This window comes from Streptococcus sp. SM5 (assembly GCF_027497975.1).
Genome location: NZ_JAJNSC010000012.1, coordinates 90,608 through 106,397, shown reverse-complemented (window position 1 = coordinate 106,397; position 15,790 = coordinate 90,608). Strand labels below are relative to the sequence as shown.

14 protein-coding genes, 1 tRNA gene and 1 rRNA gene are annotated in these 15,790 nt (G+C 34.3%); all 16 read right to left on the bottom strand.

Features of this window, described 5'->3' with window-relative positions:
• Positions 1-220 (bottom strand): 16S ribosomal RNA (locus tag PAN07_RS10365); the annotation flags it as partial.
• A gap of 228 nt (positions 221-448) precedes the next feature.
• Positions 449-520 (bottom strand) — tRNA-Glu (locus PAN07_RS10360).
• 148 nt (positions 521-668) lie between these two features.
• Positions 669-2,627, bottom strand: coding sequence for an ATP-dependent zinc metalloprotease FtsH (ftsH, locus tag PAN07_RS10355; protein ID WP_269797910.1), 1,959 nt, complete (start codon positions 2,625-2,627; stop codon positions 669-671).
• Positions 2,628-2,643: 16 nt separating this feature from the next.
• Positions 2,644-3,186, bottom strand: coding sequence for a hypoxanthine phosphoribosyltransferase (hpt, locus tag PAN07_RS10350; RefSeq protein ID WP_269797909.1), 543 nt, complete (start codon positions 3,184-3,186; stop codon positions 2,644-2,646).
• Between the two features lie 4 nt (positions 3,187-3,190).
• The gene (gene tilS, locus PAN07_RS10345) at positions 3,191-4,468 is read right to left on the bottom strand and encodes a tRNA lysidine(34) synthetase TilS (protein WP_269797908.1); all 1,278 of its coding nucleotides are present in this window, start codon (positions 4,466-4,468) and stop codon (positions 3,191-3,193) included.
• Complete coding sequence (locus tag PAN07_RS10340) at positions 4,465-5,733, bottom strand: serine hydrolase (protein ID WP_269797907.1); 1,269 nt, start codon at positions 5,731-5,733, stop codon at positions 4,465-4,467. The genes tilS and PAN07_RS10340 overlap by 4 nt, the downstream gene beginning before the upstream one ends.
• On the bottom strand, positions 5,726-5,848 hold the full coding sequence (locus PAN07_RS10335; RefSeq protein ID WP_262362248.1) for an SP_0009 family protein: 123 nt from the start codon (positions 5,846-5,848) through the stop codon (positions 5,726-5,728). Before PAN07_RS10335 ends, PAN07_RS10340 begins: the two co-directional genes overlap by 8 nt.
• A 6-nt stretch (positions 5,849-5,854) precedes the next feature.
• A complete protein-coding gene (locus PAN07_RS10330) occupies positions 5,855-6,223 on the bottom strand; it encodes a septum formation initiator family protein (protein WP_269797906.1) in 369 nt (122 codons plus the stop codon).
• Positions 6,216-6,482 (bottom strand): RNA-binding S4 domain-containing protein, encoded by a 267-nt coding sequence (locus PAN07_RS10325; RefSeq protein ID WP_269797905.1) that lies wholly within the window; start codon positions 6,480-6,482, stop codon positions 6,216-6,218. The genes PAN07_RS10330 and PAN07_RS10325 overlap by 8 nt, the downstream gene beginning before the upstream one ends.
• A gap of 65 nt (positions 6,483-6,547) precedes the next feature.
• Positions 6,548-10,051, bottom strand: coding sequence for a transcription-repair coupling factor (gene mfd, locus PAN07_RS10320; protein WP_269797904.1), 3,504 nt, complete (start codon positions 10,049-10,051; stop codon positions 6,548-6,550).
• On the bottom strand, positions 10,044-10,613 hold the full coding sequence (pth, locus tag PAN07_RS10315) for an aminoacyl-tRNA hydrolase (protein WP_269797903.1): 570 nt from the start codon (positions 10,611-10,613) through the stop codon (positions 10,044-10,046). The genes mfd and pth overlap by 8 nt, the downstream gene beginning before the upstream one ends.
• Positions 10,614-10,685: 72 nt before the next feature.
• Complete coding sequence (gene ychF / locus PAN07_RS10310) at positions 10,686-11,801, bottom strand: redox-regulated ATPase YchF (RefSeq protein ID WP_269797902.1); 1,116 nt, start codon at positions 11,799-11,801, stop codon at positions 10,686-10,688.
• An 84-nt stretch (positions 11,802-11,885) separates the two neighbouring features.
• Positions 11,886-12,080 carry a DUF951 family protein gene (locus PAN07_RS10305; protein WP_004250933.1) on the bottom strand — a complete coding sequence of 65 codons (195 nt, stop codon included), beginning with the start codon at positions 12,078-12,080 and terminating at the stop codon, positions 11,886-11,888.
• A 66-nt stretch (positions 12,081-12,146) separates the two neighbouring features.
• The gene (gene dnaN, locus PAN07_RS10300; RefSeq protein WP_269797901.1) at positions 12,147-13,283 is read right to left on the bottom strand and encodes a DNA polymerase III subunit beta; all 1,137 of its coding nucleotides are present in this window, start codon (positions 13,281-13,283) and stop codon (positions 12,147-12,149) included.
• Between the two features lie 158 nt (positions 13,284-13,441).
• Positions 13,442-14,800 (bottom strand): chromosomal replication initiator protein DnaA, encoded by a 1,359-nt coding sequence (gene dnaA, locus PAN07_RS10295; RefSeq protein WP_269797900.1) that lies wholly within the window; start codon positions 14,798-14,800, stop codon positions 13,442-13,444.
• Positions 14,801-15,012: 212 nt separating this feature from the next.
• Positions 15,013-15,771 (bottom strand): ParB/RepB/Spo0J family partition protein, encoded by a 759-nt coding sequence (locus PAN07_RS10290; protein ID WP_269797899.1) that lies wholly within the window; start codon positions 15,769-15,771, stop codon positions 15,013-15,015.
• Positions 15,772-15,790: the final 19 nt, after the last annotated feature.

Below are 15,790 nucleotides of genomic sequence, written 5' to 3'. Positions count from 1 at the left end.
AATTGCACCTTTTAAGCAGTTATCATGCGATATCTACTGTTATGCGGTATTAGCTATCGTTTCCAATAGTTATCCCCCGCTACCAGGCAGGTTACCTACGCGTTACTCACCCGTTCGCAACTCATCCGGAAAGAGCAAGCTCCTTCCTTCAGCGTTCTACTTGCATGTATTAGGCACGCCGCCAGCGTTCGTCCTGAGCCAGGATCAAACTCTCATTAAAAGTTTGAGTTCTCACTCATTTCTGTCACTGACAGATTTATTGTTTATTCATTGTTCAGTACTATAACCTTAGTTATAGTGCCCTGCACATTGGTTCGTCTTGTTCAGTTTTCAAAGGTCTTTGTCTCTCACGCCTCTCGTGAGCGACAACTATATTAGTATATCACAGCTTCCAATCCTTGTCAATAGCTTTTTCAAACTTTTTTCATCTTCTACTGCAACACACTCATAGTCCGTACGGGATTCGAACCCGTGTTACCGCCGTGAAAAGGCGGTGTCTTAACCCCTTGACCAACGGACCCGAGCTTTTTGACTCTTTCTATTATACCTACTTTTTTTGCCTTGTCAAGAACTTAGGTTTATTTTTTTAATTTTTATATTTCTCTTAATACAATATATTTAAAAAAGAGAGGATTAACGATTTCCTCTCTTTTTATATAGAAAAATTTTTATTGTTCTTCAGCCATTTTTGATTTTACTTCATCATATGATAATGCACGTGACTCTTCTTCTACTGATTCAGGCATTTTACCTGTTTCGTAAAGAGATTTGATTTGTGTACTATCTAATGTTTCATATTTCAATAAGGCTTCTGCGATTAATTTGTGCGTTTCACGGTTTGATTGAATAATCTCAGCAGCTTTATTACGGGCTTCATTCAACAATGAACGAACTTCTTCATCAATTTCGTAAGCTGTACGCTCTGAAATTGTTTTTTGTGGGGATTGAGCACCAAACATAGCATGATTACCTTCGTACTGAACTGGACCAAGTTTTTCACTCATACCATACTCAGTAACCATAGCACGCGCCATCTGTGTAGCTTGTTCAAAATCGTTGGATGCGCCTGTTGTTTGGACATTGAAGATGATTTCCTCTGCTACACGTCCACCCATTAAACCAGCTAATTGTTCTTTCATGTCTTCTTTAGATAGCAACATTTGATCCTCTTTTGGAAGAGCAATCATGTAACCACCTGCACGACCACGAGGAACAATTGTTACCTTATGAACTACACGCGCATTTGATAATACTAACCCCACGATAGTGTGTCCGGCTTCGTGATAAGCAACCATTTCACGTTCTTTTTGAGAAACAGTTTTATCTTTCTTAGAAGGTCCAGCAATAACACGATCTTCTGCTTCATCAATGTCAGAAGCATCAATCACTGATTTATTACGACGAGCAGCAACTAATGCCGCTTCGTTCAATACATTTTCTAAATCAGCACCAACAAATCCTGGTGTTTGTTGAGCAACTAATTTTAAGTCGACATCTTCAGCTAATGGTTTATTTCTAGCATGAACTTTTAGAATCGCTTCACGTCCCTTAACGTCTGGACGACCAACCAATACTTTTCTATCAAAACGACCTGGACGAAGAAGCGCTGGATCTAATACGTCAGAACGGTTTGTTGCCGCAATAACAATAATTCCTTCATTTCCTTCAAAACCATCCATCTCAATCAGCAATTGGTTCAAGGTTTGTTCACGTTCATCATTACCCCCACCAAGACCAACACCACGTTGTCGACCGACAGCATCAATTTCATCAATAAAGATAATTGCAGGGGCTGCTTTTTTAGCATCCTCAAAGAGAGAACGTACACGGCTTGCACCGACACCGACGAACATTTCTACGAAGTCAGATCCTGAAATACTAAAGAATGGTACGCCAGCTTCTCCTGCAACTGCTTTAGCAAGTAATGTTTTACCAGTTCCTGGAGGACCCTCTAAGAGAACACCAGCTGGGATACGGGCTCCCAGTTTTGTAAAGCGTTTTGGATCTTTTAAAAATTCAACAACTTCAACAAGTTCTTGTTTTTCTTCTTCAGCACCAGCAACATCTGAAAAGCGAACTTTGATATCTTCTTTATTTGCTGCTCTAGCTTTATTTCGTCCAAAGCTCATTGGGTTTCTTCCATTATTCCCTCCTACATTTCCCATCATAGAAAATAAGAAGAAAAATAGGATTGCAAATGGCACAACTGAGACTAGTATGTTAATCCACATACCACTTGAACTCTCATGTTTTACTTCAATTTGCGTCTGATGTTCACTTGCAAGTTTTTGTAAATCAGCTACAGTAGTATCTGACGGAAGAAGAATACTTGTAAATTTTTCTACTTTAGCAGAAGGAGGTGTGAAGAAACGTATACCAGTTTCTTTTTTTTCTGTTTTAGCAGTTTTATATACACCAGATACTTCAATAACACTACCACTTGGTTGATAGGTCATTTCCTTAACGTTATCATTAGTAATTTCCTGCACTAATTCTGAGTACTTAATTTCTTGACTTCTACCTGCAACTCTCCCAGCAAAAAAGTACTGGAATCCTGTTACAAGCAAAAAGATTATCAACAAATAAAGAAATGGATTTTTTATGAAACCATTATTTTGTTTTTGCATTCAACAACTTACCCTTCTATTTTGAGTAAACTTCCTCTTTTAATACACCTACATAAGGAAGATTACGGTAATTTTCATTATAGTCTAAACCATAACCTACAACAAATTCATTTGGAATTGTAAAACAAGTGTAATCTGCTTCAATCTCTACAGTACGACCTTCTGGTTTATCTAGCATAGTAACAATTTTAACAGAAGCCGCTTCTCTCGCAGTAAACATATCTCTCAAACTTTTTAAAGTCTGACCAGTATCAATAATGTCTTCTACAAAAACAATATGTCTACCTTTAATTTCTTGAGTTACATCTTGTTTAATATTGATTACCCCGCTACTCACAGTTCCACCATGATAGCTAGAAACCATCATAAAGTCCATCTCAAGATGTGTATCAATATATTTCACCAATTCTGCCATAAAAGGAATAGATCCTTTTAAAATACCAACCAGAATCGGATTTTTCCCTTCATAATCTTTTGTTAATTGAGCGCCTAATTTTTTTGCCGCTTCTGTGATTTCATCTTGAGAAATCATAATCTTCTTGATATCTTGTTCTAACATGATTTTACCTATCTATTTTTTCTATATAAAGTACAGTGTTCATTATATCATTTTTAGTTTTTTTACTCAAATCACTGATTTCAATTCCTAAAACTGAACAAATTTGTCCAAATTGCTCAATGACAATCACATTTTCCCTTTTTTCTAAAGAAATTTTCAAATCTATAAAGAGTCGTCTCAGTTTCTTTCGATGTCCATTTTTTATCAGATAGTCCCCTACTTCTCTATGTCGTAAAACGATAGATGTTTCACGGGAAACATTGATTTTTTGAACATTATCTCCTTCTAATGGAATGCCAAATGAAAAGAGATAACCTTCATAAGAGACTTGATTTAGATAGTCTAACACACATTTACTACTTATTTCATCCGACTTTGGTCTGATTTTACGAATTTGAAAGTAATTGTATTCTTTAACTAATTCATAGCCATTTTTCAAGCTATGGTGGTATTGACTTTTAGTCTTTAGAATATGATGAATTTCTTGGAATTGTTCTCTAGTTACATTTAAATTAGCAAAGCGACCCAGATACTGTTGCAATAAAACTCGTTGTGTCTCTTCTGAAAAAGCTAAAAACTGAGTTAAGTTTTCTACATCAACAGCCTGAGATAATTCATTAATGGCTGTTTGATAATCAGAAATTTCTTTTCCAAATTCTAGTATAGCTTTTCGAACTTCAGGATTTTCTTTCTCCAATTGCGGTAAATAGAGATTACGAACACGATTTCGAAAATAATGATTTTCTTGATTTGAAACATCTTCAAAATGATTTATTTCAGGAAAATCACTTTTATAGAAGCTTAGTAAGGGACGAATTAATTCACATCTATCAAACTTTTGTTTTTCTTTTATAGCTGATAAATGGTGTAATCTAACACCTCTAATCAGTCGCATAAAAATCGTCTCGACCTGATCATCTGCATGATGAGCTGTTACAAGTGCAGTTGCAGATGTTTCTCTCATTACTTCTCTAAAAAAGTCATAGCGAAATTGGCGAGCACTTGCCTCTGTAAAACGCCCAGTGAAATAATCTACATAAAATGGAGTTCCATTTTGTCTAGCTAGTTTTCTTAATGCGTCTTCTTCTTCATCAGATTCTGGTCTTTGTTTGTGGTTCACATGGGCCACAACAAGTTCAATATTAAGTTCATCTTTATAAGTAGACAAAAGGTGAAATAGAAACATCGAATCAAGTCCACCAGATAAAGCTACAACTACTTTTGAATGATTTTTGAAATAACCTTTTTTAAGAAAATGATTCAAAAAATCCCGGTCTGTCATTTTAAGACCTCATAGACATCCTTAGCAATTTTAGAAATTGTATCGTAATCTGAATTTTTGGTAAAGATAGAAATGATAAATGGTGATTCTGTATAAACAACTCCAGTATCATGTTTGAATTCATCTGCATCTCCAATTTTGTGAGCCACACTAACAGAAATATTTTTAGCAATTCTCTGGTTGTCATACGAAGTTTTTGAAAGTGATTCAAGTACAAAACCATTTTGGTTATAAATAGACTCCATGACTTGGCCAGCCATTTTTGCAGAAGCCAATTTATCTGTAACATCCCAGTTTTCGCCAGTAAGAGCTGTCATCTGCTGTTTAAATGTTTCATCAGATTTGTTTGTAATATAATAACCAAGGATATTATGTGCTACATTATCTGACTCTTTTGCTGTTTTTTCGATTAAATCTTTAACACTGTACTCTTTGTTGTCTGCTTTTTTTGGAATACTTCCACTTCCTTCAGGTTTATAGGAACCAGGATATTCATTCACTTCTGGAATATACTTAAGAGCTGTGTCTAGTTGAATATCTCCTTGATTTATCTTTTCCTGAACATAATAGAGATAAGGCAATTTCATGATACTAGCAGCGTACATTCTTTGGTTTTCATTAATACCAGCTTCTTTACCTGTGCTTAACTGTTTAACATAAATTGAAAACTGTTCATTTTGATAATTTGAAGATAATAATTCCTGTACTTTTTCAATACGGTTATCCTCTTCAGAAATATCTTCCAGCGAAATCCAACCACCTTGTTTAAGACGTAAAAACTCTCTACCTTCAGCAAACACTAACATATCCCCTTCAATCTTTTGATAAGGTGATAAAGTATGTGTTTTTTCTGTTTGATCATAAGGACTGTTATAGATCATAAACCCAGGTTTTAACCATACCTGTTTAATGGTACTATTTACAGTTGATTCATCATACACGAATCTTTTATCTGCAGCGACAAATTGGTTATTAGATAATTTAAACACTGCAATTCCTTGACTATTTAATCGCCACTCTAATACAGTTAATTTAGTTTCTGAATTAGCTTTTCCTGATTCTTTTATCAAATCTTCTGTAGAATAAAGGGGAGTTTCACCATAAAATTTTGGAGATTCAATGGCATCTTGATAATAAAAATCATATGAACCATGGGTTAGTGAATAGATTTCTTGTTTTGGAATGATAACCGGATTCTCAGTGCTAACTACTTGGACACTTTTAAAGAAAATTGGAAGTAGTAATATCACTAAAAATTTACGCATTCTTTTTTTCCTCTTCTTCCTGCAATCGCAACAGATGATTCTTCTGGGCTAATTCTTCTAATTTTTCATCTGATAAATTTAAAAATTGCTCAACTATATCTAATATATTTTCCATCTCATATTACCTAGGAAGTAAGTCCGGAATAGTATAGACTTCCTCCCACGATTTCGAATAATAATATTTTGCACGAGAATATTTAGCTGCGTACGACTCATCTTTCAACTTAGTAGCAAAACTAGCTTCTTTATCCTTTTCGTCACTCAATTCTTGGTATTGTTTTTTCAACTCAGCTAGTTGTTGACGACGTGACAGTAGTTGTTGATAACTCTGCGCTAAATTGTAAGTTGGTAAAATAAACAACAACATAATTAAAATCAAAACCCAACCCATAAAACGATTGCGTCTTTGTCGTTCTTCCATCAAGTATCTACGACGTTGATGTTCATTTTGAATAAAAGAGTTATTCATTTGGACTATTTTTTTATACATCGGCTTCTACCCTTGTTTCACTGATAATCTCAAACATTCCTGCTGCATCTTCTTTTTTAGTGCTATCTTTCATTTCCAACACTTTTACAAGCAACAATTTATTTCCAAAGCGAATTTCAACCTGATCGTTGACTTTTAAATCTGTTGAACTCTTAGCAAGGATTCCATTTACCTTAATTCGTCCCTTATCTGCTACTTCCTTAGCCACTGTGCGGCGTTTAATAATTCGTGATACTTTTAAATATTTATCTAATCTCATCTTATAATACCTCAAATTATTATTGTACCATTTTTATCCCTTTTATAGAAGAAAAAAGGTAATTCCTAATGTAACTCTTTTGAATCTTTTATCTTCGCTAATGATTCTCCAAAAGTTAAGAGTCCTTCTAAAATCTCATAATCTTTTTTATTTCGAATATCAAACACAACTTCGATTAACCCTTGGTTTTCTGAAATATTAGCCTTCAAATTTGTCTGAGAAAGAGCTTGGAAATAATCTTGAGTTAAGAATAGTTGTTTCGATATTTTTTCAAATTGAATGACAAGCTTGTTATTTCTTCTTTCAACACGACTGACAAAGACTTTATCAAGATAAGCTTTAGCTAATCCAATTTCTAAGAGATAGGCAACTACATCTGGATACTCTCCAAAGCGATCTATCAACTCATCTTGCAATTCTTCATAATTGACACGATTGTCAATCTGACGAATTCTCTTGTAAATCTCAATTTTATGTCTCTCGTCCGAAATATACTCATCTGGAAGATAGGCATCAATTTGTAGAATTAACTCAGCATTACCTTTTTCACGTTTCTTAGCAGTTCCATTTTTCTTAGCAATTGCTTCTTCCAGTAACTGAGAATACAGTTCAAAACCGACTGAATCAATAAAACCGGACTGAGAACTTCCCAAAAGATTACCCGCTCCACGGATGGACAAATCACGCATGGCAATTTTGAAACCAGAACCCAATTCGGTAAAACCTTTGATGGCTTCTAATCTCTTTTCTGAAACTTCTGTCAATGATTTATCTGGTCGATACATGAGATAGGCATAAGCGATTCGATTGCTTCGACCAACTCGACCTCTTAATTGATACAAGGTAGACAGACCCATGTGATCCGCATTTTCGATAAACAAGGTATTGGCATTTGGAATGTCTACTCCTGTTTCTATGATTGTCGTAGTTACTAAAATATCATATTCTCCTTCAATGAAATCAAGTAATGTGTTCTCCAAACGAATTTCACTCATTTGACCATGAACAAAACCAATAGAAGCTTCTGGAATCAGTTCTTGTAACTCTGAAACCTTCTTTTCAATCGTGTCAACTTTGTTATAAAGATAGTAAACCTGACCACCACGATCCATTTCTCTCAAAACAGCATCTCGAATGACACGATCATTTTGTTCAAGGACATAGGTTTGTACAGGATATCGATTGGTTGGGGGTGTTTCGATGACAGATAAATCTCGGATACCTAGCATAGACATATGGAGAGTTCGAGGAATTGGTGTAGCTGTCAAAGTTAAGACATCAACCTTCTTTTTTAATTCCTTCAAAGCTTCCTTATGTTTAACACCAAAACGTTGTTCCTCATCGATGATGATCAATCCTAAATCTGCAAATTCAACATCTTTAGACAAAACTCGATGGGTCCCTATCAAGATGTCTACTTGACCTTTTTTCAATTTTTCAAGTGTTTCAGTCTGTTCTTTTTTACTTCTAAAACGACTCAAAACATCTACATTTACAGCAAACTGTTCAAATCTTTCCTTGAAATTACTGTAATGTTGCTGCGCCAAAACTGTAGTAGGTACTAAAACAACAACCTGTTTATGATCGTTGACAGCCTTAAAAGCAGCTCGCATTGCTACTTCTGTCTTACCAAAACCAACATCTCCAACTAAAAGTCGATCCATTGGTTGAGAAGCCTGCATATCCTTTTTAATTTCATCTATGCTTCGAACTTGATCCTCGGTTTCAACATAAGGGAAAGCCGCATCAAAAGCAACTTGATTTTCATCATCTTTTGAAAATGCAAAACCTTCAAGTTGACTTCTCTCTGCATATAACTTAATTAAATCATCTGCAATATCTTCAACTTGAGTTTTGACTTTTTGTTTAGCTTTTTTAAAACGTCCATCGTTTAATTTGTTTAACTTTGGTGCCTTGCCATCACTAGAAACATACTTAGAAAGAGTCTGTATCTGCTCAACAGGGATAGAAATTCGATCTCCATTTTGATATTGGATACTCACATAATCTCGATGAATTCCTTTGAGTTCAATCGTTTCGATTCCTAAATATTGACCAATCCCATGAATTTGATGAACAACATAATCTCCTTTTTGGAGCTCATTATAGTCCTTTAATCTCTCAGCATTGCTAATATTTTGTCTTCTATATTTGCGTTTAATCTTCTTCTTAAAAATTTCATATTCAGTTATAAATACAAGATTCTCATCCACAAAATGAAAACCATGACGAAGGTTTCCTTCAACAAGATTGACAGTTCCTTTACAGATTTCACTTTGATTACTATTGTCAATTTTAATGTTATATTCATCAAGAATCGTTGACAATTTCTTTAGTTCTGTTTGGTTACTTGATTGAAGAACAATCGTATATTTTAATTTTTTATAGCGTTCAATTTCTTCTTTCAGAAAAGAAAACTGATTGAAGAATTCTTGCATAGGATACTGATTAAATTGATAAAGATGATCAAATTTTAGATTTCCAAGTCCCTTTTGAAAATTAGAAAAGAAGCTAGCTGGTAAATATTTTTTAAACTGACTTTCTACATCAGCAAAATATTGTAAACTTGATACAGCTTTACTATTATGTAAATCCTCTGTAAAGTAGCCAGCTGTTTCCTTATCAAAAATATCATACTGATTCATGATTTTTTGAAAATCATCAAAGATAATAGGCGCTTGGTTCAAATAGTCAATCAAGGTCCACTGTTTTTTATAAAAAACAGACAAAAATTTACGAATATCAGCATGAAGAACTTGCTCTTTCGCACAACTAAAAACTTCTTCTAGGTAAGACTTTACAGTTGGTGACAATGTCTTGTCAATCTCTTTTTCTAAAAATTCCTGACCACGATGATAATCTTCAGCCGTTAATAAAATATCACTAGCTGGATAAATTAAGACTTGAGACTGACTATCTTTTGATAATTGCGTTTCAGCATCAAATTCTCTTATACCATCAATTTCATCACCAAAAAATTCAATTCGATTGGGATATATTTGTGAAGTTTCAAATATATCTAAAATATCTCCTCGAAGACTAAATTCACCTTGACTTTGAACTTGCGTAACTTTTTTATAACCTAGAGAAATCAATTGATTTTTTAGTTCACTTTGTTCACATTCTTGCCCAATTTCAAGCTTTAAAATACTGTTATCAAAAACTTGAGGATCTGGTAAAAATAAACGGCTAGCTGCTAGGTTACAAACTAAAATTCCTTTTTGAGACTTATCTCTTAAAAAACGCAAGGCTTCAACTCGAGAAAAAATCTTCTCTTGGGACGATACTAAAAATTCTACCATAGGTGAGTCATCTACCAAGAATGGATAGACCATATCTGAACCCAGGATAGAGATTAAATCATTGACCAGACGTTCAGCCTCTCCATAAGTAGACGTCATCACTAAAATCTTGTTCTGGCTTTTTACACTACTTGCAATAACTAAAGACTTTGCTGAACCAGAAAGACCGAGTAATAATTGTCTTTTTTTAAGATCTAAGTGCTCATGCCAGGATTGTATCTGCTTATTTTCAATAAAGAAATCTATTAATGTCATTTCCTTACCCATTGTATTTCTGCATTGTTTTTTCAAAGTTTTTCTCTTGTAAATAGTAATTTACAGCATCGTTAACCTTGTCAATAGACTGTAAAATACCGATGTAATCTTCTTGATCAAACTTACTCAAAACATGACTAACGACTGACATTCCTTTTTTAGGTCTACCGATACCAATCTTTACACGATTGAAAACCTGGGTACCAATATGTTGGATAATCGACTTGATACCATTATGACCGCCAGCTGATCCTTTAGCGCGAAGTCGAATTTTTCCTACTTCCATGTCAAGATCATCATAAATAATCAGTAAATCTTCGATATCTAAACCATAGTAGGTTAATAAAGCATGAACTGCTTTCCCACTTTCATTCATAAAAGTTGTTGGTTTCACAAGATAAATTTTTTCACCATTGTGGAAAAATGAAGCTAAATCAGCTTGAAAAATTTTATCATGTGTAAAGGTGATATTCTGTTTTTTAGCTAGTTGGTCAATCAACATAAAACCAACATTATGCTTTGTCTCAAAATATTTATCTCCTGGATTTCCTAATCCTACAATTAATTTAGTCATGTATTTTTCCTTTCAAAAGCCAAAAGGGTTGGAATTTTTTTCCAACCTAATTGACACTATTTAAAATGTTAATTAAACGTTAAAGCGGAATTCCATGATATCGCCATCTTGAACGACATAGTCTTTTCCTTCTTCACGCAAACGTCCAGCTTCTTTTACAGCCTTTTCAGATCCGTATTTAATCAAATCATCATAAGACATAGTCACTGCACGAATAAAGCCTTTTTCGAAGTCAGAGTGGATGATACCAGCTGCTTGTGGAGCTTTCATGCCACGTTTAAAAGTCCAAGCACGAACCTCTTTTTCACCAGCTGTGAAATAAGTCCCAAGTCCAAGTAAATGGTAAGCTGCACGAGTCAACTTATCCACACCTGATTCTGTCAACCCAATGGCTTCAAGAAACTCTTTTTTATCTTCATCGTCTAATTCAGAAATTTCTTCTTCAGCACGCGCTGAAATAACTACTACTTCAGCATTTTCTGTTGCTGCGAATTCACGAATTTGTTTCACATATTCGATAGAGTCTGGCTCTCCAACGACATCCTCATCAACGTTAGCTACATAGAGAACTGGTTTAGTTGTCAAGAGGAAGAGTCCTTTGACTACTTTTTGCTCTTCATCTGTAAATTCAATAGTACGAGCTGATTTCCCATCTTCAAGGACTGGTTTAATTTTTTGAAGAACGTTAAATTCTGCAACTGATTCCTTATCTTTTTGCGTACGTGCCATCTTTTCCACACGCGCATAACGTTTATTAACAGATTCTAGGTCAGCAAGAATCAATTCTAGGTTAATGGTATCAATATCTGCTAATGGGTCTACAAAAGCATCTTCACGTCCTTGCTCACGCATGACATTCTCATCATCAAAGGCACGAACCACATGGACAATGGCATCAACTTCACGGATATTGGCCAAGAATTTATTTCCCAAACCTTCTCCTCTTGATGCTCCTTTTACAATCCCTGCAATATCTGTAAATTCAAAGGTTGTTGGAACTGTCTTCTTAGGAGTAATCATTTCAGTTAATTTTTGTAGGCGTTCATCTGGAACTTCTACCATCCCGACGTTTGGGTCGATAGTTGCAAATGGATAGTTTGCAGCCTCTGCTCCTGCTTTTGTAATTGCATTAAATAGGGTTGATTTACCAACATTTGGTAAGCCAACAATACCTGCTGTTAAAGCCATAGTTTCTCATTCTCCGTTCACATTTCAATCTTCAATATTATAACACAAAAAGGGAAAACTTGCTAACCCTCCAATTAAGTGTTACTAATCGATGATTTTACTCATTTTTCTTTCAAAATCATAACGACTCATCATGACTACATGGTCACAGTTACTGCATTTAATTTTAATATCTGCCCCTAAACGTGTTATTTCCCAACGATTTGCTTTTTTACCAGTTGACTTGATTGTACAAGCATGTGGTTTTTTCATTTCAACAAAATTTCCAACTTGATACATACTACTCTCCTTTTCATATTTCTGATTATATCATAAAAGAGGTGAGCTAGGCTCAACCTCTTTCCATTAATTTGTACGAACTGGTGTAATCAGCTGCATGAAATCTTCATCTGTATCAGCTGGTACCAAAGTAAAGGGACGAACTGCTGAGATAAAGCTGATTGTGACCTTTTCACTATTCAAGGCTTTTAGCGCTTCAATCAAGTAGGTTGGGTTAAAGCTAATGGTCAAATCTTCACCTGTTACATTTTCTGTATCGATTTCTTCGTTTACTTTACCAACTTCTGGAGAATTTACATGTGCTGTAACCACTCCTTGTTTGATTTCTAATTTTACAGTTCCGTTTTGAGTAGCACTTGATAAAAGACGTGCACGTTCCATAGATTGACGTAGATTCACAACATCAAACGTCACTGTCGTATTAAAATCTGTAGGAATTAAGCGATCTGTGTCAGGATAATTACCTTCTAAGAGGCGTGTGTAGAAGCTAATATTTTCGCTTCTAAAGAGAATTTGATTATTTGCAAAGAAAATCTCCACTGTTTCAATATCATCCGTAAAAACAGCTGAAAATTCGCGTAGAGAGCGACTTGGGATGACAACATCAAAATTATCACTATTTTTCTCAAGAGTTAACTTTTTCTGGCTGAGACGATGAGAGTCTGTTGCAACTGTTTTTAATTCTTGATGATTACTCAAAACAAAGTGAACACCAGTCAAAATAGGACGGCTTTCTTGTACACTAGCAGCAAAAGCAGTTTCATTGATAATTTTCTTAAGAAGTTTTGTTTCAAGAACTAGAGGATTACTTGCTGCAATTTCCTGAATACGTGGATACTGTTCGCTGTCTTTTCCTTTCAGAGTAATTTCTGATTTTCCACTTGTTAGTACAATTTGATGTTGTTCAATTTCTTTAAAATCAAGAGTCACATCTGGAAGACTAGAAACAACATTGATAAAGAAAGAAGCTTCTAAAAGAATTGATCCTAAAGAGTTAATCAAAAGACCTGCATTTTCATCTTTTTGAGAAATGAAATTCTCAATTGAAATTTGACCATTTGATCCAATTAATGTAATCCCTTCGTTAGTCACATCAATTTTAATAGTTGATAAAACAGGAATAGCATTTTTTGAACTAATAGCACGTTTAGTAATATTTAATGATTGCAAGAATAAATTTTTATTAATAGAAAAATGAATCATAGAATCTCCTTTATTTATTTTTATTATTAGAAGGTTAATAGTAATAGTAGGCTGTGTGAAATCTGTGGAAAACCAAGTTTAGTTTAGAAAAATCAAGAAGTTATACTTGTTTAAAAGATGTGTATAAATTAGTAAAAATTTTAACACTTATCCACAAGCTATTTAATTTTCTTTTTGATGGTTTCGATTTCTATACGTAATTTATCATCAGTTTCAATCATAGATTTGATTTTTGCATGAGCATGAATGACGGTTGTATGATCTTTTCCACCAAATTCTTTCCCGATTTTAGGAAGGCTGTTATCAGTCAATTCTCTAGCAAGATACATAGCAACTTGACGAGCTAGAACAATACTCTGAACACGTCTAGTTCCCTTCATCTCTTTAACGCTAACATCATAAAATTTTCCGACTTCCTCTTGGATTTTTTCAATTGGAATGACGATCATGGTGCTAACGCTTTGTTTTCTGGCACGTATAGCCTCAGATGCAATATCCACAGTTATAGTGTTGATTTGCTTAACTTTAGCCATGAGACTAATATCTTTAAGGGCACCTTCTAATTCACGTACATTTGAATCAAACTGTCCAGCCAAATATTCGATTGTGTCAGGTTGAAAATGATAATCTAAATCCTCTGTTTTACTATTTAGGATAGCGATACGAGTTTCGAAATCAGGTGGAGTAATATCCGTTGTTAATCCCCATGAGAAGCGCGTGACAAGACGCTCAGGTAGATTTTCCAGTTGTTCTGGCCTGCGGTCACTCGTTAAAACAATCTGTTTATTATTACTGTGAAGTTTGTTAAATGTATTGAAAAATTCATCCTGAGTTTGTACTTTATTTCCACTGAGAGATTGAATATCATCAATAAGTAGGAGATCTAGGCTTCGATAGGTTTTTTTAAAATTCTCCATATCATTGAGTCTTAGATGATCTAAAAATTCATTAATAAAGCTTTCTGCAGGAATGTATTTTACACGCGCATTAGGATTTTTTTTGAGAATTTCATTCCCCAAAGCATTGAGTAAGTGAGTTTTTCCTAGACCAGGACCACCATAAATAAACAGAGGATTATAAGTTAGTCCAGGATCTTCCGAGACGGCTAAAGCTGCAGACTTGGCCCAAATATTTCCATCACCTTGGATGAAATTATCAAAAGTATAGATGTCTCTTAATCCTGTTTCTGAATAAGGAATAGACTTTTCAGTTTGTCCCTGTTGATGATTATTGTTTTCAACATTGTTTGATATATCGAAGATATTAGAATCTTCTTTAGTCAATACATACTGAGCTTTTATTTCAGTATCATAAACTTGGAAACCTACAGCTACAATAATATCATTGAGTTTTGTGCTCCAAACCATTTCCATTTCAGATCTTGGTAAAAATATTGTCGCTACATTTCCCTCGACCTTTATTAATTCAGCAGGTGTTGCATAGAAATCAAACATTGATCGTGTCAATCTTTCTTTAGCCAATTCTAAAATCTGATTCCAAAACTGTTTCTCTTTCAACTACCAACTCCTCCTCTCCTAAAAGGTATAATCTTAAACACTATTTTATCATATAGCAAGTATTTTTTCCACAACTTGTGAAAAACAATCCACAATGTTTAAAAGATTTATCCACAAGTTGTGGATAAAATATCTTATTTTTGATTTAATCGACTTTTTCCATACTAATCCAGTGGATAACTATGTTAGTTAAGAAAAATAAAATAACAGCCTTATTTCAGGCTGTTAATAAAACGTTGATACTCTTCTTGATTATGGAAGGAAATAGTTATTTTTCCAGCATCTTTTTTTTGAAGTTTAATGTCGACATCTAACCCTAGTATTTTTTTCAAAGACTCTTCTTCTTCTTTTATGAAGTGATCTTTTTCTTTAAGTGTTTTTTTCTTTTTTTCCTGAAGTAATCGTTCTACTTGTCTTACTGATAAATCTTCTGATTGAATTCTACCAAGTAATTTCTTCTGTTCTTGATTGGATAGTTGAATTAGGAGCCTAGCATGTGCCTGTGATAATCTACCATTTTCAATTTCAGTTAAAATATCATCTGGTAAGCTTAGTAATCGAACAAGATTTGTAATATAAGGTCGAGATTTCCCCATTTTTTCAGCAATTTCTGCATGAGTGAACCCTTTATCAATCAAAGACTGGTAGGATTTGGCTTCCTCAACAGGATTTAAATCCTCTCGTTGCAAATTTTCAATGATTGAATGAAGCATCATATCTTGATCAGATAAATTTTTGACAATTACTGGGACTTCTGAGAGTCCAGCCAGAATGGATGCACGATAACGTCTTTCTCCAGCCAAAATTTCATAACCGATGACTGGAGATTGACGAACAATAATGGGTTGAATCAAGCCGTTTTCTTTAATAGATTGAGCAAGTTCCTTTATTTTTTCTTCAGGAAAATCTTTACGGGGTTGATAGGGATTTTTTTGAATATCTTTTATATGAATTACTTTTAATTCTTCCATATTTCTACAGTATCACAAC